The 20,731-nt window shown below is 31.4% G+C and carries 22 protein-coding genes and 1 riboswitch; of the genes, 13 read left to right on the top strand and 9 right to left on the bottom strand.

Annotation, left to right across the window (positions count from 1 at the left end; genetic code table 11):
• Positions 1–206: 206 nt before the first annotated feature.
• Entirely contained in the window at positions 207–893 is a 687-nt protein-coding gene (locus Q4Q34_RS13485; protein WP_303315962.1) for an SIR2 family NAD-dependent protein deacylase, read from the top strand.
• Positions 894–960: 67 nt separating this feature from the next.
• Here the strand turns inward: Q4Q34_RS13485 and Q4Q34_RS13480 are convergent, their stop codons facing one another.
• The 3 genes from Q4Q34_RS13480 to Q4Q34_RS13470 all read right to left on the bottom strand — a co-directional run bounded on the left by Q4Q34_RS13480 (position 961) and on the right by Q4Q34_RS13470 (position 3,857).
• Positions 961–1,848: a polysaccharide lyase gene (locus tag Q4Q34_RS13480; RefSeq protein ID WP_303315963.1), complete on the bottom strand. Its 888-nt coding sequence runs from the start codon at positions 1,846–1,848 to the stop codon at positions 961–963.
• 185 nt (positions 1,849–2,033) lie between these two features.
• Positions 2,034–3,269 carry a glycosyltransferase gene (locus Q4Q34_RS13475; RefSeq protein ID WP_303315964.1) on the bottom strand — a complete coding sequence of 412 codons (1,236 nt, stop codon included), beginning with the start codon at positions 3,267–3,269 and terminating at the stop codon, positions 2,034–2,036.
• 114 nt (positions 3,270–3,383) lie between these two features.
• Positions 3,384–3,857, bottom strand: coding sequence for a heme-binding domain-containing protein (locus Q4Q34_RS13470; protein WP_303315965.1), 474 nt, complete (start codon positions 3,855–3,857; stop codon positions 3,384–3,386).
• Positions 3,858–3,897: 40 nt separating this feature from the next.
• On the opposite strand from Q4Q34_RS13470, the gene Q4Q34_RS13465 reads away from it, so the two are divergent.
• The 3 genes from Q4Q34_RS13465 (at position 3,898) to Q4Q34_RS13455 (ending at position 6,102) form a co-directional block, all read left to right on the top strand.
• Positions 3,898–4,473, top strand: a complete 576-nt coding sequence (locus Q4Q34_RS13465; protein WP_303315966.1) for an adenylosuccinate lyase — start codon at positions 3,898–3,900, stop codon at positions 4,471–4,473.
• Between the two features lie 71 nt (positions 4,474–4,544).
• Positions 4,545–5,888, top strand: coding sequence for an adenylosuccinate lyase (gene purB / locus Q4Q34_RS13460; protein ID WP_303315968.1), 1,344 nt, complete (start codon positions 4,545–4,547; stop codon positions 5,886–5,888).
• A 10-nt stretch (positions 5,889–5,898) separates the two neighbouring features.
• Positions 5,899–6,102, top strand: coding sequence for a hypothetical protein (locus Q4Q34_RS13455; protein ID WP_303315970.1), 204 nt, complete (start codon positions 5,899–5,901; stop codon positions 6,100–6,102).
• A gap of 329 nt (positions 6,103–6,431) precedes the next feature.
• Here Q4Q34_RS13455 and Q4Q34_RS13450 read toward each other — a convergent pair whose 3' ends face one another.
• The 4 genes from Q4Q34_RS13450 to Q4Q34_RS13435 form a co-directional block, all read right to left on the bottom strand.
• Positions 6,432–6,974: a DUF4252 domain-containing protein gene (locus Q4Q34_RS13450; RefSeq protein ID WP_303315972.1), complete on the bottom strand. Its 543-nt coding sequence runs from the start codon at positions 6,972–6,974 to the stop codon at positions 6,432–6,434.
• A gap of 100 nt (positions 6,975–7,074) precedes the next feature.
• Positions 7,075–7,668 (bottom strand): DUF4252 domain-containing protein, encoded by a 594-nt coding sequence (locus Q4Q34_RS13445; protein ID WP_303315974.1) that lies wholly within the window; start codon positions 7,666–7,668, stop codon positions 7,075–7,077.
• 95 nt (positions 7,669–7,763) lie between these two features.
• The gene (locus Q4Q34_RS13440; RefSeq protein WP_303315975.1) at positions 7,764–8,246 is read right to left on the bottom strand and encodes a hypothetical protein; all 483 of its coding nucleotides are present in this window, start codon (positions 8,244–8,246) and stop codon (positions 7,764–7,766) included.
• Positions 8,233–8,742, bottom strand: a complete 510-nt coding sequence (locus Q4Q34_RS13435) for an RNA polymerase sigma factor (protein WP_303315976.1) — start codon at positions 8,740–8,742, stop codon at positions 8,233–8,235. Before Q4Q34_RS13435 ends, Q4Q34_RS13440 begins: the two co-directional genes overlap by 14 nt.
• A 183-nt stretch (positions 8,743–8,925) precedes the next feature.
• Here Q4Q34_RS13435 and Q4Q34_RS13430 point away from each other — a divergent pair, with 183 nt between their 5' ends.
• Positions 8,926–10,395: a S41 family peptidase gene (locus tag Q4Q34_RS13430; RefSeq protein WP_303315978.1), complete on the top strand. Its 1,470-nt coding sequence runs from the start codon at positions 8,926–8,928 to the stop codon at positions 10,393–10,395.
• A gap of 1 nt (position 10,396) precedes the next feature.
• Positions 10,397–11,119, top strand: coding sequence for a Dph6-related ATP pyrophosphatase (locus Q4Q34_RS13425; RefSeq protein ID WP_303315979.1), 723 nt, complete (start codon positions 10,397–10,399; stop codon positions 11,117–11,119).
• Between the two features lie 147 nt (positions 11,120–11,266).
• Here the strand turns inward: Q4Q34_RS13425 and Q4Q34_RS13420 are convergent, their stop codons facing one another.
• Both Q4Q34_RS13420 and Q4Q34_RS13415 read right to left on the bottom strand, forming a co-directional pair.
• Positions 11,267–12,319, bottom strand: coding sequence for a YncE family protein (locus Q4Q34_RS13420; protein ID WP_303315980.1), 1,053 nt, complete (start codon positions 12,317–12,319; stop codon positions 11,267–11,269).
• 3 nt (positions 12,320–12,322) lie between these two features.
• A complete protein-coding gene (locus Q4Q34_RS13415) occupies positions 12,323–14,194 on the bottom strand; it encodes a TonB-dependent receptor plug domain-containing protein (RefSeq protein WP_303315981.1) in 1,872 nt (623 codons plus the stop codon).
• Positions 14,195–14,222: 28 nt separating this feature from the next.
• Positions 14,223–14,517, bottom strand: a riboswitch (cobalamin riboswitch).
• 89 nt (positions 14,518–14,606) lie between these two features.
• Between Q4Q34_RS13415 and Q4Q34_RS13410 the strand changes: the two genes are divergently transcribed.
• The 7 genes from Q4Q34_RS13410 (at position 14,607) to Q4Q34_RS13380 (ending at position 20,656) form a co-directional block, all read left to right on the top strand.
• Positions 14,607–15,110, top strand: coding sequence for a bifunctional adenosylcobinamide kinase/adenosylcobinamide-phosphate guanylyltransferase (locus tag Q4Q34_RS13410; RefSeq protein ID WP_303315982.1), 504 nt, complete (start codon positions 14,607–14,609; stop codon positions 15,108–15,110).
• Positions 15,110–16,162 (top strand): nicotinate-nucleotide--dimethylbenzimidazole phosphoribosyltransferase, encoded by a 1,053-nt coding sequence (gene cobT / locus Q4Q34_RS13405; RefSeq protein ID WP_303315983.1) that lies wholly within the window; start codon positions 15,110–15,112, stop codon positions 16,160–16,162. Before Q4Q34_RS13410 ends, cobT begins: the two co-directional genes overlap by 1 nt.
• Before the next feature lie 153 nt (positions 16,163–16,315).
• Complete coding sequence (locus Q4Q34_RS13400; protein WP_303315984.1) at positions 16,316–17,077, top strand: adenosylcobinamide-GDP ribazoletransferase; 762 nt, start codon at positions 16,316–16,318, stop codon at positions 17,075–17,077.
• Positions 17,062–17,625, top strand: a complete 564-nt coding sequence (gene cobC / locus Q4Q34_RS13395) for an alpha-ribazole phosphatase (protein WP_303315985.1) — start codon at positions 17,062–17,064, stop codon at positions 17,623–17,625. Before Q4Q34_RS13400 ends, cobC begins: the two co-directional genes overlap by 16 nt.
• Positions 17,626–17,687: 62 nt before the next feature.
• Positions 17,688–18,830 carry an ABC transporter substrate-binding protein gene (locus tag Q4Q34_RS13390; protein ID WP_303315986.1) on the top strand — a complete coding sequence of 381 codons (1,143 nt, stop codon included), beginning with the start codon at positions 17,688–17,690 and terminating at the stop codon, positions 18,828–18,830.
• On the top strand, positions 18,831–19,862 hold the full coding sequence (locus Q4Q34_RS13385) for a FecCD family ABC transporter permease (RefSeq protein ID WP_303315987.1): 1,032 nt from the start codon (positions 18,831–18,833) through the stop codon (positions 19,860–19,862).
• Positions 19,862–20,656: an ABC transporter ATP-binding protein gene (locus tag Q4Q34_RS13380; RefSeq protein ID WP_303315989.1), complete on the top strand. Its 795-nt coding sequence runs from the start codon at positions 19,862–19,864 to the stop codon at positions 20,654–20,656. The genes Q4Q34_RS13385 and Q4Q34_RS13380 overlap by 1 nt, the downstream gene beginning before the upstream one ends.
• Positions 20,657–20,731 lie beyond the last annotated feature (75 nt).

Here is a 20,731-nt window from a genome sequence, read left to right as displayed (position 1 = left end):
TTCTTCACTTTGTTCAGAATGACAGATTAACTACTTTTATAGTGAACTCATCTTGACTTTTTGTTTTTAACCGAAAATGAAATAAAATTTGTTCAGATGAGGCATTTTTTGCAAGGCATAGCAGTGCTAAGCATAAAAAAAGTAACAAAATATGGGCGAATTTTAGCCATTTTTTAGGAAATAGAAAAAATCAAGATGAGTTCAGTATGAAAAAACACATTGTAGTACTTACAGGAGCTGGCATGAGTTCCGAAAGTGGTATTAAAACCTTTAGAGATGCTGATGGCTTATGGGAAGGCCACGATGTTATGGAAGTGGCAACACCTGAAGGCTTTAAAGCTAATCCTGCTTTGGTTTTAGATTTTTATAACCAACGTCGCAGGCAACTTTTTGAAGTGAAACCTAATTCTGCACATTATGATTTAGCCAAGCTTGAAAACAATTTTAAAGTTACCATCATAACCCAAAATGTAGATGATTTACATGAACGTGCTGGAAGCAATAATGTGATACATTTACATGGTGAGCTTTTAAAAGTAAGAAGTACTGCAGATGAAAGTAATATACAAGAATGGCAAACCGATTTAGTTTTAGGAGATACGTGCCAAAAAGGACATCAGTTACGCCCTCATATCGTTTGGTTTGGAGAAGATGTCCCTATGATTGAAAAAGCAGCATCTATTTGCGAAACTGCTGACATACTAGTTATTATTGGTACGTCAATGCAAGTTTATCCTGCAGCTGGTTTAATACATTATGTACCTTCTAATACACCAATTTATTTTATTGATCCTAAACCTAGTATCGAAAGTAAAAAGAATTTAACGGTAATAACAGAAACTGCCACAGTTGGAGTTAGAAAGTTTATTGAATTAATAAAAAGTAAAATTTAAAAAAGGGAAAAGTCAACTAATAACCTTTCCCTTGAAATACAATTATTTTCGATTAAAACAGAAGTTTTTACCCTTTTATTAATTGGAAAGAATCAAAAAGGATGTTTGTGTCTTTAGACACCCACCAGTTACTATCATTTCCTCCTCTATATACCCCAAACATCATATCATCAATTTCTCTTCCTGCATTCTTTGTAACCCACTTCATATTAGTTCTGTTAATTAATGTGGTTCCATTAATTTTTATTCGTAAAACACCATTACTATTAGTACCTGTATTCATTTTAACATACATTTCAACACCGTACCATTTATTCTTTACAATGTTATATCTTTTATTAAACTTATTACCACAATTACCTGTCATGGCACTATAGTAAATATATGGATAAAAGTGAGGAGCACTTCCATCAAGAGGTTTTGTCCACATAATTCTGGAAGTCCAACCATCTCCATTGCTTCTTGCCTGAGAACCCGTACAACCTGAATAAGCAGCACCTCCAGATAAACCTGGTATTTTCCCTCCTAAGCCCCATTCGAAATTGGATGGGAATTTTATTCTATATTTTAAAGTATATGCATTTGTAGATCGTTGTATAGGAATTTTAGCAAATTGCCCACCATTAGAACCTGTAGAGTTTTTTAACAGTTTTACACTTAGCTGCGTACCTGTTGTAATACTTAAACGATTAAGTTCTGTGTTGCTAATACTACTTGTATTACCAAAATCACTGTTAGCTCTACTTCTTGTGTAAGAACCTGCAGGCCAGTTAAAGCCTACCCAACTTTTTCCGTTTGTAAATTTACTTTGTTGATTCTCATCAGGTTCTTCTTCTACGATTTCTTCTGAAAGCACTTGATCGGCTTCATAATCAATAGAAGATTCTTTTTCGCAAGATGAAAGTACTAGACCGAATAGCACTAAAACAAATAATTTTAAAGCATTAATTTTCATAGTTTTTTAATTTATTTATGATTAATTGATAGCGCAATTTCATAAAATAATTAAACAATATTGGGGTACAAATAAGTCTAATCTGAGGCTCAGGTTATTCTCTTTTTCAAGATTTTTACTACTAAAAAATGAATATTACATTAGTGATTCAAGAAAACAAATACTGTTGGGATGAAGTAAGTTAACTAACTTTTATTCTTTTCAGCAATCCATTTACTCATAAACTTCGTGCTTTGTAATGTATGATGTTGTAAGATTTGACCTGTAAAGTTATTTAGGCGATGTACCTCTAGTTGTTGGGCTATTTCTTGAATCGTACTTAAAAAAATTTCTTGGTGCATTTTTTTATCGAATCGCTTATTTATAATTTCAAATCCATTTTTTTGTTTCTCTTCCCAAATCCTTTGGTCTTTGAATAACTCAATAGCCTTATTAACAAATATTTGAGGAGCATCTTCTACAAATCCATTTGGTTGTAAATTACCAAACATCCCTTCTGCCCCAATTGTTGTTGTGACACATGGTGTTCCATTTTGCATTGCATCAACTAGTTTCCCTTTTAAACCTGCGCCAAATCTAATTGGAGCCAAACAAACTCGCGCTAATTTCATAACTTCATTAACATCTTCAACAAACCCTTTAATCAAAAATCCGTTCTTTTTATTGTGAAGTTGATTCACTTTTTGTGATGCATATGCCCCATAAATATGCAATTCGGCTTTAGGTAATTGCTTTTTAATTAATGGCCAGATGGTTTCTTTTAAATTTAAGACTGCATTGTAATTGGGTTCATGTAAAAAATTACCAATGGTTATAAAATGTTGACGCTCTTCAAAGTTTGGCAATTTTTCAATAGAACCTTCAGACAAGTCATCTAACATAAAAGGCAAGTAATGCAATAGATCACTATCTACTTTAAAGTCATTTTTAAGGATTTCCATTTCGGATTCAGAAATAATCAAGCTTAAATCACTTCTGTAAATACTCGCTATTTCACGTTTTGCTGTATCACTGAATAAATAAGATTTATCAAATTCCTTTCCATCTTTAAAAGCTTGTTGCCTTCCTTTTCGTAAACAGTGTAAATCTTCGGTATCTATAATCCTCAATGCATCCGGACATTGTTCCGCAACACGCCAACCAAATTGTTCTTCCATCATAAAACGATCAAATAAAACAATATCTGGGTGTAACGTTTTTATAAAAGCATCAAAACTGGTATTATTTAATTCAATAGAAACCTGATTAACTCCTATGATTTTTAAATCAAACGCATTATCACTTTTAGCACAAGGACTAGAAAATGTTATTTGGTAATTCTGAGTTTGAAAAAACTGAATTAACTGCATCATTCGACTTCCTGCTGCCGAACTTTTAGGTTCTGGCCAAACAAAACCAATTATTAAGAGTTTTTTTGCCACTAATTCACGACTATTTTTTTACTAAAATTATGTGATCCCATTACTTGTTTTAAAATAACTGTTTACTGAATACACCAACCAATTACTAAATACTGAATTCTGTTTACTTCAAACTTATTCAGGTTTTGGAGCTAAACTATATTTAAAACGTACTTGTTTTGCCCAATCAATAATGGCAGTTACTTGTTTGTTTGTAAGTTTAGCTTCAGAATGTGTCCATGTATATGAATTAAGAGGCATACTTTTATCTTCTACCATTTCTATGAGTTCTTCAAATTTATGGTCTTTTCGCTTTACAGAATTACCTTCCCAATTTGACACATTAAAATGTTTTTTTCCGTGTTTTATATGGTCTGCTAACCAATAATTCACTGGTGTAATATGATTATACCAAGGATATCTTGTAACATCACTGTGACAATCAAAACAGCTTTCTTTCAAAATGATTTTCACATCTTCTGAAGGCTTTGTTTCATTAAAAAAGGCATCTATTGATGCTAGGTCTCCCTCATTCTTTTCTGGTCCAAAAAATTGAGCAATAATAAATACAATTAATAACAATAAGAATATCTTTTTTATTATTTTCATAATAGGTATTTTAGAAATCTAAAATAGATAAAATTATCTTATGACTTTAGAAGAATTCCACAAAGAGTTAAGCTTTGTGAATGCCTCCCGTGAAAATCGAACAAAATATGCCAATATGGTTCTAAACGATATGAGTTTATTTCCAAAATTAATAGATATTCTATTTATGGTTAATGATAAAGTATCAAGTCGTGCAGCTTGGATTTTAGAATTTGTTTGTGCGGAATATATTTATGCTATTGTACCTCACTTAGAAACGTTTACAAAAAATATTAATAAAATCCACTTGGATTCATCTGTTCGTCCAATCTCTAAAGTCTGTGGATTTATCACCACGGCATACTATTCCAAAAAACCGAATACAATAAAAAGGGCATTAACGCCAGAACATAAAGAACGAATTATTGAGGCTTGTTTTGATTGGATGATTAGCGATCAAAAAGTAGCCCCCAAAGTATATGCTATGGAATCGCTGTTTCTTTATGGGTTGGATTATGATTGGATTCACCCGGAATTAACACAAATTTTAGAGCAAAATTTCCAAAAACAAAGTGCTGCTTTTAAAGTACGAGCAAAACGGACATTACTTAAAATAAAGAAAAGTAAAGCTTCTTAAAAAATCACAAATCTAATACCAAAAAACGCAAATCAAAAACGTATCTTTGCAACTTCAAAAAAACACAAAGCATGTCATTATCATCATTAAATGCCATCTCACCTATTGATGGGCGATATAGAAATAAAGTTAACGAATTAGCACCTTATTTTTCTGAACAAGCACTTATAAAATATCGTGTTTTAGTGGAAATTGAATATTTTATTGCACTTTGTGAAATTCCACTACCCCAACTTAAAAATATTGATACAACTATCTTTGATGATTTAAGAAAGATTTATAAAGATTTTTCTGAAGATGATGCTTTGGCTATCAAGAAAATTGAAAGTATTACAAACCATGATGTTAAAGCAGTTGAATATTTTATAAAAGAAAAGTTTGATGTTTTAAATTTATCGCAATATAAAGAGTTTATTCACTTTGGGTTAACATCACAAGACATTAACAATACAGCTATTCCTTTAAGCATTAAGGAAGCTATGAACGACACATATGTTCCGGAATATTTTAATGTTTTAAACAGATTAAAATCTTTAACAGAAGATTGGGCTTCTATTTCTATGCTTGCCAGAACACACGGGCAACCAGCTTCTCCTACTCGTTTAGGAAAAGAAATCGAAGTTTTTGTTAAGCGTTTAGAAGAACAATTTAATTTATTAAATGATATACCAAGTGCAGCTAAATTTGGTGGTGCGACAGGTAATTTTAACGCGCATCATGTAGCCTACCCAAACATAGACTGGAAAGCATTTGGTTCTAAATTTGTACAAGAGAAGTTAGGTTTACAGCATTCTTTTCCAACTACTCAAATTGAGCATTACGACCATATGGCTGCATTGTTTGATACTTTAAAACGTATAAATACTATTTTAATTGATTTAGATCGAGATATTTGGACTTATGTTTCAATGGATTATTTCAAGCAAAAAATTAAGGCAGGAGAAGTTGGTAGTTCTGCAATGCCACATAAAGTAAATCCGATTGATTTTGAAAATAGTGAAGGTAATTTGGGTATTGCTAATGCTGTTTTTGAACATTTATCAGCAAAGCTTCCTATTTCCAGATTACAACGCGATTTAACAGACAGCACGGTTTTACGTAATGTTGGTGTTCCTTTTGCTCATACACTTATTGGTTTTAAATCTACTTTAAAAGGTCTTGATAAATTGCTTTTAAATGAAACTAAGTTTGCTGAAGATTTAGAAAATAATTGGGCAGTGGTTGCGGAAGCTATTCAGACCATTCTTCGTCGTGAAGCTTATCCTAATCCATACGAGGCTTTAAAGGGCTTAACGAGAACCAATACCAAGATTAATCAAGATTCAATTTCTAATTTCATTGATACTTTAGAAGTATCTGATACAATAAAAGAAGAATTAAAACGTATTACTCCTAGTAATTATACAGGAATTTAAAATTATGAGTATGCTAACCGATAAACAATCTCTATTACTTTGTGGCCTTATGGTTGGTGGTATTTTGGTTGCTGGTATATTAGATGTCTTGAAAAACTTTATTGTTTTAACCATTCTTACAATCATATTTTTAGTGATTGTTATTAATTTATTTTATTCGAAATTGAATCCGAATGAAGAACCGGAAAATCAAAATAAAAAAGAAGCTGTCTAAAAAGTGATATATTTTATCATTCAGAATGATACTTTTTAGACAATCTCTTCTTGTTTTCTAGTATTTACGAGAATGAAAATCTTTAAAAGGAATCAAAATTCCGAGACAAAACCCGAAGATTTTTTTCAATAAAGAATTTCTTGAAACGAACTATCCCCGAGGCAAGCCGTAGGGACTATTTCTCAAGTTGAGTACAGGTTTTGGTCTTTTCTTTCTGGTCAAAAACCGAAATTCTGTTATTTAGATTCCCGTTTTCACGGGAATGACAATTTCAACGGAAAGCCTGAGACAAGTCTCAGAGAATTCTTTCCGATTAACATGACTATAATTTATTTAAAGAAATTCATAATATCTTGTAGTTGACCCTCATCAACATTCGCGTTTTGTAATGCAACAAACAAAGTCGACATTTTTTCAGGATTCATATCATCACCCAGAATACGAATAATACCGAAACCTAGTGCTTTGGCACTTCCAAAAACAATAACTTCATCAGCTTCATCATCAGTACCAATATACTTTACAATAACTTTTCTTCCTTTATCATTAAACTCCATAAGATCGTTATACTTAGAGTCACTTAAAATAGCTTTCACTTTTTTTATTTCTGCCTTTAAAGTTTCGTCATTACTTCCTTTAGCTTTATAACCTAAGAAGTTTAATTTATTTACAGAATTATATGCCTCATTTTGTTCTTCTGTAAAATTAGTTTTATCCAATTTCACCATTGATAAAGGAAGATCTTGTGAAATAAAATTCGATGCTTCCTGATTGTCTACAAAATAGCTTTGCAAGCTTCCACTACTAGCACAGCTTACCAAAAGAACTGTAGCAAATAAAATGTAAAATGTATATTTGATTGTTCGTTTCATCCGTTTATTTATTAAATATGATTGATTTTACAGATGTAATTTACCTATCTAAAATCTTAGTTTCTTAGATAGGTAAATTGCATGATTGATGATTATTCTTTTACTTCTTTTTTTCTAAATGCTTACCTCCTGGGATATTCATTTTATCTGTAAGCTTAGAGATTTCATTTAAATCTATATCTCCTGTAAGTGACACTACAACAGTTTCAATTTTTCTATTTTCTCCGTTAATTTCAACGCCTTTTCCTTTCATGGCTTTATCAATACCATTTACAAAGATTAAAAGTTCTTTAACGTGGTCTGCATCTTTACCTTCTTTTACATAGAATTTAACTTCGGTACCATCATCCTTAACTTCCATTAATTCTTCTAAAGAGCTTGAACGAGACTTTACCCATTTTTGAATATCTGCAGATATTTCTTTTTTATCTGTTACTATGGTTTTAAAACTAGTAATGCTTTTTACCATATCCATAAATGCTTTAGCTTCTGGATCGCTTGTATCAATACCTGCTTTAGCAATCATTTGAAACATTTTAGGTTTAATGGACACATAAGTCACATCAGAGTTATCGTTATATTTATCAAAAATATTTTGTGCCATCCCTACTACTGGTAATAGCATCAATGCCAGTATAAATACAATTGCTTTCTTATTCATTTTTTCTTTTTTTAAATTTATTATTGTTTTCATTTTTTTCGTTTTTAACTGTTTTCAAAAGGTGAAATACGATTCGCATAGTAAACTTCTAATAGTTGTTTAATGATGCTCATTTCATTACTCTGTTTTTAATTTTTAAAAATTATACTTGTGGTGTTTTCAATTTCATTAAGGTAATCAAGTGTAGCTGTACCTTTGTTTACTTCACTTAGGTAATTTACTGTAGATGTTCCCTTATTAAAATGACTTGAAATCATAGCCAACGACTTTGTTACTTCGTTAAAAGCCTCTTCTGGTTCACAAATTGTCCCTACTAAATTCTCTTGACAAGTTTCAGTAGATTGATTAAAGTAGAACCCTAACATAAGAACAGCTACTGCAGCGACAGAAATCCATTTGTAATTAAAAGTACGTGTAGTTTTTAATGGTAAGTCCTTAGTAAATTGTTCTTGTTGGTTTCCCAAAAAATACGTAAACATGGGTTTATACATTTCTAAATGTGGCGCTACAGTTTCTTTCGAAAAATAGTGTTTTAACTGCTGCTCTTCTTTTAGTGTTGTTTCACCGTTCTCGTATTTTTCGAGTAAGTCTTCTATATTATTTAATACCATAATTATGTGTATTAGTTAATTTTTCTCTTATTGTTTTTCTTGCTCTCGATAAGTTTACGCGTACTGCTGTATTATTCATATCCAGCATTTTTGCAATCTCATCAAAATCATATTCTTCTATATCTCGTAATTGAATAATCACTCTTTGCTGCTCGGGTAATTCCTCAATAATTTTTGAAACCCAATCTACACTATCATTTAATTCAACTTGTTTTTGCAACGACGTATTTCCATCTTCATAATTACTATGTACAATTTTTAAATTTTGAGCTTGTTTAGATTTTAATTTATCAAAACAAAAATTCTTAGTCATTGTCATAGAAAAAGCCTCAACATTTTTATATTCTTGTATCTTCTTTTTATTCTTCCACAACTTCAATATAACCTCTTGGGTGGCATCTTCAGCTTCTTCTGTAGATACTAGCAGCCGTTTTGCCAAACGAAAGACTTTATCTTTAAAAGGCATTACAATATTTAAAAACTCTACTTGAGTCATTGATGGTTTGGTTTAGTCAGCCCCTTTGTCTTTCAGACATTTCCCAAAAAGGGAAAGTTGCTTATTATTGCTATTTGATATTACGACGACCTACTTTCTATTTTGTTACAAAATATTTTTAATTACATAATAATGTAAGTAAATTTAGGGTTTTAAAGACTAAACGTTTATAAAAAAACCGCTATGAAATATTTTAAAGCCCTAATTCTAATTCTTACACTTGCCTTTTTAGTAACAAGCTGTTTTGAAGATGATGATGATATTCCTATCTCTACAAGTGAAATAAATGATTTTGTTTGGAGAGGCATGAACACTTTTTACCTTTATAAAGAGAATACAACAGATCTTGCTAATAACAGGTTTTCTAATAATCAAGAGTACACTAGTTATTTAAGTAGTTTTTCTAAGCCAGAAGATTTATTTGAAAGTTTAATATACCAAAGGCAAACTGTGGATAGGTTTAGTTGGATGGTTGACGACTATATTGCTTTGGAGCAATTTTTTAGTGGTATATCTACCAGTAATGGTATGGAGTATAAAGTGTTTCGATTTTCCTCAACAGACACTAGTATTTATGGATATGTAACCTACGTTCTACCAAATACTGATGCGGCTGCAAAAGGTGTAACACGGGGTGATATTTTTTATGGAATTGATGGGACTCAACTTACAACTACTAATTATAGGTCTCTTTTAAACCAGAGTGACTATACGGTTAATCTAGGTAACTATAATGATAATAGCACTCCTGATGATGTGAATGATGATTCTATAACCGAAAGCTCAGAAACTGTTTCGTTATCAAAATCTCAATATACAGAAAATCCGATTTTTATTAACAACGTATTAGATGTTGCTGGAACAAAAGTTGCTTATTTAATGTATAATAGCTTTACGGGCACTGAACAATTTAACGCAGAATTAAATGATACTTTTGGTATATTTAAAAATGCTAATGCAACAGAGCTAGTTCTTGATTTACGTTACAACCCTGGCGGATCTGTATATACAGCTATTATGTTATCCAGTTTAATTACTGGACAATTTAATGGAGATGTTTTTAGTACCGAACAATGGAATGACGAATTACAACAAGCTTTTGAAAATGAAGACCCTGAAGCACTGATCAATCGGTTTATAAATAATAATGAAGGTACACCTTTAAATAGCTTAAACCTTAATAGAGTTTACATATTAACTAGTCGTAGTAGTGCCTCTGCTAGTGAATTGGTTATTAATTCATTGGCTCCTTATATTGATGTTGTACAAATTGGAACAACAACATCTGGCAAATATCAAGCATCAACAACATTGTATGATTCTCCTAACTTTAGGCGTAATGGGGCTAACCCAAGTCATACGTATGCCATGCAACCATTAATATTTAAATCTTTAAATATTAATGGGGTAACCGATTATTTTGACGGACTTTCACCAGAAACAGGAAATGTCGTACCAGAAGATATAAATGATTTGGGGGTTTTAGGAGATGTTAGTGAGTCTCTTCTTGCTACTGCAATAGCTAAAATAGCTGGTACTGGACGTTCTATTAATAAGAAGGTTAAATCTGTTGATTTCATAGCAGATAGTAAAGATTTACTTCCATTTGCTAAAAGTATGTACACAGACAAAAAAATTCCGGCAGGACTATAATTTGAATAAAACAAAAACCTATTTTAATTGGAGTTCTGGAAAAGACTCTGCATTGGCACTTTATCATTTATTGCAAGATGAACGTTATTCCATTGAAGAACTAATTACTACTGTAAATAGTCATTATAATCGGGTGTCTATGCATGGACTTAGAAAAGACTTATTGCTAGCACAAACCAATGCTTTAAATATAAAATCGAGTCTTATTGAATTGCCCGAAATGCCAAGCATGGAAATCTACGAGCAAAAAATGACAGACATTGTTACGCGATTAAAAGATGATGGTTTTACACATAGTGCCTTTGGTGATATTTTTCTTGAAGATTTAAAAGCCTATCGCGAAAACCAATTAGCAGAAGTAGGCTTAAAGGCTGTATTTCCTATTTGGAAACGAAATACCAAAGAACTCATTCATGAATTTTTAGATTTAGGCTTTAAAACGATTATTGTTTGCGCGAATTCTAAATATTTTAGCGAAGATTTTGTGGGGACTGTTATAGACAAACATTTTATTGACAACTTACCAGAAGGCGTAGATCCATGTGGAGAAAATGGTGAATTTCATACCTTTTGTTTTGATGGGCCTATCTTTAATAAACCTATTGAGTTTACTATAGGTGAAAAAGTATATCGGGAATATGACACTCCAAAAACAGATGACTCCATCTGTAAATCTGATAAATATGGTGTGTGGTATTGTGATTTAATTTCAAAAGATTCCTAGTTATTTTATAATTAGGCTTCTCATTAAAATTGTTATTCCCATGCTTGTGCTGAGCTTGTTTCAGTAAAATGGAAACTTAAAAAAATGCCGCTAAAAAGCGGCATTTAATAAAGTAGATAAAATTAAGGCAGATAATAATATTATTCCTTAATTAAAATAAATTTTAGATGCTCCTAAAGCTACTGCCTTGGTATCTATTTTATTTTTAGTTGATAAATCATAAACGTTCAGCTCACTTAAATCTGTAAAACTGGCATCCAATAAATATATTCTGTTATTTTTCACTGCCAATCCATATAAATATCCTTGAGACTCTACAATGGATGTAGAAGACAATGCTGTTGCATCTTCATCAATTGAGAACACCTTTCCTCCTACTTCATAATATAACACACCATTATCTAATACCATTAAACTTGGATGTTCACCATTAGCAAAAGTTAAAGAGGACACCTCTGTGTTTGTTGACATATTTATGTTAACGATTGATGCTATTGTTTCGTTTCCTGTCCAAGATTCATTTCCTCCACATAAAACGACTAATTCGCCTTTATCATTTATAAAAAGCTCATCTGGTTTATATCCAACAGTTATAGTCTCCACACTATTATCTGATAAATCAATTACTGATATAATATTATTAGTACCAAACGCTCCTTTATGCGATACATATAATTTACCATTACTTTCTATAATTCTTTCAGGTCCATTCCCTACTGCAATTGTTCCATCTACAGCATAAGTATTTAAATCTACAATAGCTATAAAATCGTCTGTTTCATCCGATGTAGACCCCCAATTGGTTACATACCCTTTATCACCTAGTGTCTCTATATATCTAGGTGTGCTTAAACCTGTAGTTATTGTTGCTTTCTCTTCAAAAGTATATCTATCAACAACAATAACCGAATTTGTATTATCAACAACAATAAAAGCCTTATCATTATCAAAAGTGATAGATTGTAAAAAAGTACCTAACTCATCATTATTTACTTTTTTATAAATAAGGTTTTCGGTTGTAGTCAAGTCGTTTGAAATAAAAGATATAGAACCAGTTCCTGCTCCACTACCTTCACCGCTAATTAAAATACCATTTTCATAATCACCCTTTGGTAACTGAGGTGAATCATCATCGCTACAAGACGCTAAAAATAATACACTTAAAATAAAGATTTTTGATAGTAATTTATTGATTTTCATTGTTTAGAATTTATAGTTTATATTAAAGTTTAAATTTCTGTTAGGCATCGGTCTTCGAGGCTGTACTTCATAATATTTATTAAATACATTATTGACTTTAAGGCCTATTGCTAATTGTTTTTGTTGAAGGTTTATAAATTTATATTCCAATCCTGTATTAGCTACAAAGTAATCTGGTATCACAAAATCGTTAGAATTACTCTCTGTAGTATATACTTTGCCATTGAGTAACTGCTGATAAAAAAAACCAAACCGTTTATAAGTATATCCTAGGTTACTGTTAAATAAATGCTTGGGCACAAAAATTAGTTGATTATCTGTGGCTTTATCAGTTGCTACAGTATAACCATAGTTCATATGAAGCGTTACAGCATGTTCATTAAAAGTTTTATTAAATGACAAAGACACTTCTAAACCTTTATTATTTACTTCCGATAAATTTATTGGCACCCAAATTCCTGGTCTGTTAGGATCTCCTCCAGGTGTCCAAACTATTTTATCTTTAGCATTTATATAAAATATTCCTACATCGATTAAAAATTGATTGTTCTTATAGCCAATTCCAAACTCTCCTTGCAAAGCTGTTTCGGGTATTAAATCCAAATTCCCTTGTCCTGGCCAAAACAAATCATTGTAAGTGGGTACGCGAAAGTTTTTAGACCCATTGGCTCTAAAAAATAAATTCCTTATTGGTTTTACTCTCACTCCTAAAGCATAAGTAAATGGAACATCATAATCTGAATTAAAATCTTTTCTAAGCTTAGCATCAAAAGACACAGAGCTATTGATATTCTGATTATAAATAATAGATTGAGAAAATTGTCTTCGGTTTCTTTCTGAAATTTGATCTGTTTTTCCAAAAGCAGATTCATACTCCGAATGAGATGTTATACTTGCCTTTAATTTTGGAAAACTATAAGAAACATCATAATTAACAAGGTAGCGCTTAGATTTTCCAAAGTTAAATATGCTTGACGTTTTATCTTCAAAATATCGGTATTCTTGAGTTAAAAATGCAAGTTTAGCTTCATGGCTTAACCTCGATTTTTCATGTGTATAAATCAATAAGTTTCTATAACTAAAATCCTGATACTTATCATTTGCCGACAATGGATTTGGTAACTCCCCAGAAAAGAATCTCTCACCTATATAATTAGCACTGTAAAATTTTAATTGAGAAAATTCTGTTAGTGAATACGCCGCACTTATATTGAATCCAAAGTTTTCGTATGCACCATTTGTATTCTTAAAGTCTGTATTTAAAAACTTATAATCGTTTTCAGACTGGTTATAAGAAACACCAGAGTTAATAGCTAACTTAGAATTTGAGAATTTAAATTTATATAAACCTCTATAAGTTTCAAAACTACCAAGAGAAGCAACTAATTGGTTTTTTATTTTTTTAGTATCTGTAAACTGCAAATAATCATTTAAATGAATAGTACCGCCTACTGCTCCCGAGCCATATTCTAAACTACCTCCTCCACTTCTTATATCTATGGCATCAAACAAACTCACAGTTAAAGAGTTAAATCCGGTTTGACCATTGTTAATGGAATTAATATTAATACCATTCCAAATCACAGCTGTGTTAGACGAACTCGTCCCTCTAAAACTGGCAGAACTAGTTCCTCCCGACCCATACTCTCTTAAATATAAAGGTGAATTAAAACGTAATAATGATGTAAAAGATTCTGTATTTCTAACGATCACAGAGTCATTTAAGGTAGTAACCTTATACCCTACAGAATATTTTTTCAATTTTTTATCGGCTTGTATAATAACTTCCCCCAAACGATTTAGTAAACTATCGTTTTGAGCCATGCCTTTAAAACAAACTATGCAAAATATTGATACAATTAGAATTTTCCTCATAATTAACTTTTATCCCGAAAGCTTAATTTATTTTGTTTTGAAAATGGCAGGTCTCCTGACTTGTTTTTATGTTATTTCACCTTCCCAGCATAAAGCCAGTGGTTTTGAAGTTAATAACATCCTCCATTGAGGTGCTAAAATAAATTCAGCATAAACTTACAGTTGCGGGAACAGTTCAAGAATGAAGAAAAACGACTTTTGATTTCTGATAGTAAGAATTCCTAATTCTTTAATCGTCAATCTAAAATCATCAATCTTTTCACTTGATTCCCTTTTAATCCATTCAATTAAAACTGAATAGAACCAAAATTCGCTGCAAATATACTAATCAATTTTAGAATTATAAGTACACTTTTCGCTTTATTCATATAAAATATTTAATCTTTGCAAACTCATTAAATAATTCTCTGATATGATTTTTTACATAACAGGAGGCGAACGCTCAGGAAAAAGTAGCTACGCACAAAACTTAGCACTATCTCTTTCTAATACCCCTAAATACATTGCAACATCTCGAATTTGGGACGATGATCATAGAAAGCGAGTTGATAGGCATATTGCTGATAGAGACGAAAGGTGGACATCTGTTGAAGAAGAAAAAATCCTTTCTAAAATGATAACTCCTAAAGATGTTGTTGTTATTGATTGTGTCACATTATGGCTCACAAATTTCTTTGTAGATACCAAAAATGATATCGAAAAAAGCTTAGAATTAGCGAAAACTGAATTTAACAAATTACTCCCTTTAGATGCTACGATCATTATAATTTCCAATGAAATAGGTATGGGAGTGCACGCACAAACTGAAATAGGTAGAAAATTCACAGAACTTCAAGGTTGGATGAATCAACACATTGCTAAGCACGCCGATAAAGCAACTATGATGGTATCAGGAATTCCTTTAACTTTAAAATAATGATACACAATATATCTTCTATAAATAATTCTGAATTAAAACTTGAGCTTCAAAAGAAAATTAACCTTAAAACGAAACCTTTAGGGGCATTAGGGCTTTTAGAGGATTTAGCTTTAAAAATTGGGTGTATTCAAGATACATTAAATCCAAAAATTTCAAACCCCTCTATTATTGTTTTCGCAGGCGATCATGGTATTGCCTCCAAAGGAGAAGTAAATCCTTTTCCACAAGAAGTAACGGCTCAAATGGTTTATAATTTTGTTAATGGTGGCGCAGCCATAAATATTTTTAGCAATACTAATAATCTAAACTTAAAAATAGTTGATGCAGGAGTCAATCATACATTTCCAAAGACTCTTGATATTATTAATGCTAAAATTGATTTTGGCACTAAAAACTATCAAAATGAGCCTGCTATGACATTAGAACAATGCGAAAAAGCTTTTAATAAAAGTGATGATATTATTTCTAAACTTAAGGATGAAGGTACAAATACCATTGGTCTTGGAGAAATGGGAATTAGTAACACATCTTCAGCTGCGTTATTAATGGCTTATTTTACAGAAACACCTATTACAGAATGTGTGGGTGCAGGTACTGGATTAAATAGTGAAGGCATTAATAAGAAGCAACAAATCTTGTCTGAAGTTTATAAAAAATATAATCCTCAAAATGCCATCGAAGCACTTTCCATTTTTGGTGGTTTTGAAATAGCTATGCTTTGCGGTGCTATTTTAAAAGCTGCTGAACTAAAAATGATCATAGTCATTGATGGATTTATAGTAACTGCTGCCCTGCTAGCTGCGCAAGCTATAAATAAAAATGTTTTAGACTATTGTGTATTTGCTCATAATTCAAATGAAAAAGGGCATATAAAAATGTTAGAGTTTTTAAATATAAAACCCTTATTATCTTTAGGCTTAAGATTAGGTGAAGGTACAGGTGCTGCATTAGCAATACCATTATTAAAAGCATCAGTAAATTTTTTAAATGATATGGCTAGTTTTGATGCTGCTGGTGTAAGCGAAGAAACTAAAGATCCTTTAGTTTGATAGATTAAAAGTACGCTTCGTGAAATACTTAACCATAAAACTGAATTTGTATAAATTCATGAAATTCGTGTCAAAAGTTATTTAGACCATGCAAAATAAAATACACCAACGTCAATAGTCTTAAGTACATTTAAGACCAACAAATAGAAACAGATGAAAAAAGAACTTCAAATTTTCTTAACGGCTATCATGTTTTTCACAAGAATCCCTTGTCCAAAATGGGTTGATCATAACCCCGAATACCTTTCAAAAAGCGCTAAATACTTTTCATTAATTGGTATTATTGTTGGTAGCATAGGCGCTTTAGTATTTTATGGGTTTTCTTTTATTTTTTCTACAGAAATAGCCCTTTTATTAAGTATGATTGCGACCATATACACAACCGGAGCATTTCATGAAGACGGTTTTGCAGATGTTTGTGACGGTTTTGGAGGCGGATGGACCAAGGAAAAAATTCTCCTCATTATGAAAGATTCCCGTTTAGGAACCTATGGAGTCTCTGGATTAATTTTAATACTTGCTATTAAATTTTCAGCACTAAGGGAAGTTCCTCTTTATTTTATTCCAATAACCATAATTGCTGGGCATAGCTTAAGTAGGTTTATAGCAACTACATTAATTTACACTCATCCTTATGTTCGAGATACTGACGATAGCAAAGCAAAACCAGCCGCAAAAAATATTACTATAAATATGCTTCTTGTTAGTGCTGTTTTTGGTATAGCCCCTTTATTATTTTTTAATAAACCTTTAATTTTTATAGCTATTATCCCTTGTTATTTAGCTAAAGCCTATCTAGGTATTAAATTTAAGAAATGGTTGGGTGGGCAAACAGGAGATTGCGCTGGAGCTGTTCAACAATTATGTGAAGTTGTGTTTTATTTAAGTGTTATAGCGCTATGGAAATTTATATAATTAGACATACAACACCCAACATTGAAAAAGGAATTTGTTATGGGCAAACCGATTTAAACTTAGCAAGTACGTTTCCTGAAGAATTTAAAACGGTTAAACAACAAATTCCTGAAGGTATCTATCATATAAAAAGTAGTCCATTAAAACGCTGTGCATTATTAGCAAATTACCTAGGGACTCATGTTTTTTTTGATGAGCGTTTAAAAGAACTTGATTTTGGAGATTGGGAAATGAAAGCATGGCATAATATTTCTGAAAAAACATTAAATCCATGGATGAAAAACTTTGTAAATGTTAGAGTTCCTAATGGAGAATCTTATGTTGATTTGGCATCAAGAGTAAATACTTTCTTTGAAGACGTCATAAAATCACATGACGAGGAAGATTTGATAATAGTCACTCACGCTGGTCCAATAAGAGCCTTTCTTTCATCTGTTTTAAATGTTCCTTTAGAAAAATCATTTAATATTAAAATTCAATATGGTGATGTTTTTCATCTTAGAAAAGAGGAAGATGCATTAACGCTTATTTCTGAAATTGAAGTATAGTCTATTTTATATAAGTACAAATTCAAAAAAAATAAAGACCTTTAGACCTTAATTACTATTCCATGCGCTTTTTAACTCTTTTAGTAACCTATTCAATTCTTCTTTCATCCTGCAAACAAGAAAAGCAACAAGCAGCAATTCCTATAAACAAATTAGAAGGAACCCAAGAAATCATTAGTTACGCTAAAGGTTTTTCTATTACGAATTATAAAAATCATAAAAGAGTAGTGGTTAATTCTGCATGGCCAAATAGTGATAAAGTCTTTACTTATTTATTAGTAAATAAAGGTGAAAAAACACCAGAACACGATATTAATAGTAAAATAATAAAAATCCCCATTAAAACTTTAGTTGCTGTTTCTACAACCAATATCCCAGCTTTGGAATATTTAGGGGTAGATAATAGTTTAATCGGTTTTCCTAATACAAAATACATTTGCTCTGAGAAAATAAGAAAACGAGTAGATAATGGAGATATAAAAGAGTTAGGTAATGATTTAGAGCTCAATATAGAATTGCTCTTAGAGTTAAACCCAGATATGGTACTCGGCTTTTCGGTTAATGGGGTTGACAAAAAATTAGATCAAATAGAACAATTGGGTGTTCCCGTTGTCCTAGATGGTTCCTGGACAGAACAACATCCTTTAGGAAGAGCTGAATGGATAAAATTCGTAGCAGCATTCTATAACAAAGAAAAAGAAGCTGATTCCATTTTTAAAACTATAGAAACCGATTATTTAAAAGCAAAAGAAGCAGCAAAAACAGTTGCTAGAAAACCAACAGTGATGTCGGGTTCTACTTTTAAAGATATATGGAGTATCCCCGGTGGTGAAAGTTTTATTGCTAAATATTTAGAAGATGCCAATACCAATTATCTTTGGAAAGAAAATGATAACAATGGTAGTATACAATTGAACTTTGAAAATGTATTAGAGAAAGCTCAAAATGCAGAATTCTGGATAGGTGCTGGGAATTTTGATGCTAAAGAAGATATGTTACAAGGCCATAAAGGGTATGCTTTTTTTAATGCCTACAAAAACAATCAAGTATACTCTTATACAAAAAGAAAAGGCGCAAAAGACGGCTTACTTTATTACGAATTGGGTACTTTACGACCTGATTTAATATTAAAAGATCTTATAAAAATTGCACACCCCGAATTATTAAATGATTATGAACTTTTCTTTTTTAAACGTTTAGAATAATTGCCAGATACAAAAACATATAAACTGTCTTTTATAGTATTGACCTTAGTACTTCTTCTATGTTTTTTTGCAAACATTAGTTTAGGCTCAGTTTTTATTCCTTTTCAAGATGTTTTTAATGGTTTAATTGGAAATCCCACAGAAAATGAGTCCTGGCAATATATAATTCACGAATACAGATTACCAAAAGCTTTTACAGCCATCATAGTAGGGTCTGGTTTAGGAGTTTCTGGATTGCTCATGCAAACATTATTTAGAAACCCGCTCGCCGGTCCTTTTGTTCTAGGAATCACATCAGGTTCTAGTTTAGGTGTCGCTTTAGTTATTATGGGAGCCTCCCTTTTTGGTGGTGCATTTGCTGGAATATTTGTTTCTAAATGGAGCATTGTAATTGCTGCCAGTTTAGGTAGTTTTGCTGTATTGCTATTAGTTCTAATAATATCAAATAAGGTGAGAGATACCATGGCAATATTAATTATTGGCCTCATGTTTGGGAGTATTACTTCTGCAACAGTTAGTGTGCTCTCCTATTTCAGTTCTGCTGAAGAATTAAAACAATATATATTTTGGGGGCTTGGTAGTATTGGAAACCTCACATGGGATGAGCTATTTATTTTCTTTATAATTTATGCCATAGGTATCATAGTAAGTTTAATCTGTATAAAAGCATTAAACACCTTATTATTAGGAGAAAATTACGCAAAAAGCTTGGGGCTAAATCTAAAAACAAGTCGTTTATTAATAATTATTGCGACCAGTTTATTAGCAGGAACTATTACAGCTTTTGCAGGTCCTATTGTATTTATTGGTTTAGCTATTCCTCATATGACACGGCAACTCTTTAATACATCTAATCATAAAATATTATTACCCGCCGTTTTTTTATTTGGTGCTATTGTGATGCTTATTTGTGATAGTATTGCTCAATTACCATCAAGCGATCTTACCTTACCAATTAATGCTATAACCTCTTTGATTGGGGCACCTGTCATCATCTGGTTATTGGTTAGAAAACGAAAAATGGTGTTTTAATGAGTAATAATAATCAACATACCGTTTTAAAGACTCAAGACTTAACTATTGGTTATACTTCTAAAAAAGTAAAAACAACTATTGCTTCCAACATAAGCATTGAATTACACAAAGGGGAGCTTGTTGGTCTTATAGGAGCTAATGGTATTGGAAAGTCTACATTATTAAGAACACTTACAAATGTTCAGTATAAACTAGGTGGAAACATCATGATTAATAATACCGATTTAGAAAATTATTCCAATATTAATTTAGCGAAAGTACTAAGCTTAGTGCTTACAGAAGCTTTGGGATCCAAAAACCTAACTGTTTTTGAATTAGTAGCCTTAGGTCGTCAACCTTATACGAATTGGGTTGGAAATTTAAATGAAGGGGATTATCAAATTATAAACCAATGCTTGCTTCAAACAAATATTGAAGATTTAAAACATAAAAAATGTTACGAGCTCAGTGACGGTCAACTACAAAAAGTTATGATTGCTCGTGCTTTAGCACAAGATACCGATTTAATTATACTAGATGAACCAACCACACATCTAGATATGTATCATAAAGCTTATATCTTAAAACTACTTCAGAAATTAGCTAAAGACACCAATAAAACCATTTTATTTTCTTCTCATGAAATAGATTTAGCGATTCAATTATGTGATACTTTAATTGTAATGACTAAAGATTCAGTTATTACGGATCAACCATGTAATCTTATAGAAAAAGGCGTTTTTAATGACTTATTTCCGAAGGATTTAATAGTTTTTGATAATAAAACAGGGAGTTTTAGAGTGAAAAAATAGAATTCCCAAAAACACAAATTTCAAATTCCAAAATATTTAAGCTCCATCTTCCGTTCAAAAAAATTATCTTTGGTT

The sequence above is a fragment of the Flavivirga abyssicola genome (assembly GCF_030540775.2).
Lineage (GTDB): Bacteria > Bacteroidota > Bacteroidia > Flavobacteriales > Flavobacteriaceae > Flavivirga > Flavivirga abyssicola.
This window is presented reverse-complemented; position numbering and strand designations above follow the sequence as displayed.

Bases quoted from the DNA above. Each gene is read 5' to 3' on its own strand.
- Q4Q34_RS13455 (WP_303315970.1), top strand. From the start codon at position 5,899: ATGCTAACCGATAAACAATCTCTATTACTTTGTGGCCTTATGGTTGGT.
- Q4Q34_RS13465 (WP_303315966.1), top strand. From the start codon at position 3,898: ATGACTTTAGAAGAATTCCACAAAGAGTTAAGCTTTGTGAATGCCTCC.
- Q4Q34_RS13400 (WP_303315984.1), top strand. From the start codon at position 16,316: ATGAAAAAAGAACTTCAAATTTTCTTAACGGCTATCATGTTTTTCACA.
- Q4Q34_RS13480 (WP_303315963.1), bottom strand. From the start codon at position 1,848: ATGAAAATTAATGCTTTAAAATTATTTGTTTTAGTGCTATTCGGTCTA.
- Q4Q34_RS13440 (WP_303315975.1), bottom strand. From the start codon at position 8,246: ATGGTATTAAATAATATAGAAGACTTACTCGAAAAATACGAGAACGGT.
- Q4Q34_RS13420 (WP_303315980.1), bottom strand. From the start codon at position 12,319: ATGAAAATCAATAAATTACTATCAAAAATCTTTATTTTAAGTGTATTA.
- cobC (WP_303315985.1), top strand. From the start codon at position 17,062: ATGGAAATTTATATAATTAGACATACAACACCCAACATTGAAAAAGGA.
- Q4Q34_RS13415 (WP_303315981.1), bottom strand. From the start codon at position 14,194: ATGAGGAAAATTCTAATTGTATCAATATTTTGCATAGTTTGTTTTAAA.
- Q4Q34_RS13450 (WP_303315972.1), bottom strand. From the start codon at position 6,974: ATGAAACGAACAATCAAATATACATTTTACATTTTATTTGCTACAGTT.
- purB (WP_303315968.1), top strand. From the start codon at position 4,545: ATGTCATTATCATCATTAAATGCCATCTCACCTATTGATGGGCGATAT.
- Q4Q34_RS13470 (WP_303315965.1), bottom strand. From the start codon at position 3,857: ATGAAAATAATAAAAAAGATATTCTTATTGTTATTAATTGTATTTATT.
- Q4Q34_RS13435 (WP_303315976.1), bottom strand. From the start codon at position 8,742: ATGACTCAAGTAGAGTTTTTAAATATTGTAATGCCTTTTAAAGATAAA.
- Q4Q34_RS13445 (WP_303315974.1), bottom strand. From the start codon at position 7,668: ATGAAAACAATAATAAATTTAAAAAAAGAAAAAATGAATAAGAAAGCA.
- Q4Q34_RS13430 (WP_303315978.1), top strand. From the start codon at position 8,926: ATGAAATATTTTAAAGCCCTAATTCTAATTCTTACACTTGCCTTTTTA.
- Q4Q34_RS13390 (WP_303315986.1), top strand. From the start codon at position 17,688: ATGCGCTTTTTAACTCTTTTAGTAACCTATTCAATTCTTCTTTCATCC.
- Q4Q34_RS13410 (WP_303315982.1), top strand. From the start codon at position 14,607: ATGATTTTTTACATAACAGGAGGCGAACGCTCAGGAAAAAGTAGCTAC.
- cobT (WP_303315983.1), top strand. From the start codon at position 15,110: ATGATACACAATATATCTTCTATAAATAATTCTGAATTAAAACTTGAG.
- Q4Q34_RS13380 (WP_303315989.1), top strand. From the start codon at position 19,862: ATGAGTAATAATAATCAACATACCGTTTTAAAGACTCAAGACTTAACT.
- Q4Q34_RS13485 (WP_303315962.1), top strand. From the start codon at position 207: ATGAAAAAACACATTGTAGTACTTACAGGAGCTGGCATGAGTTCCGAA.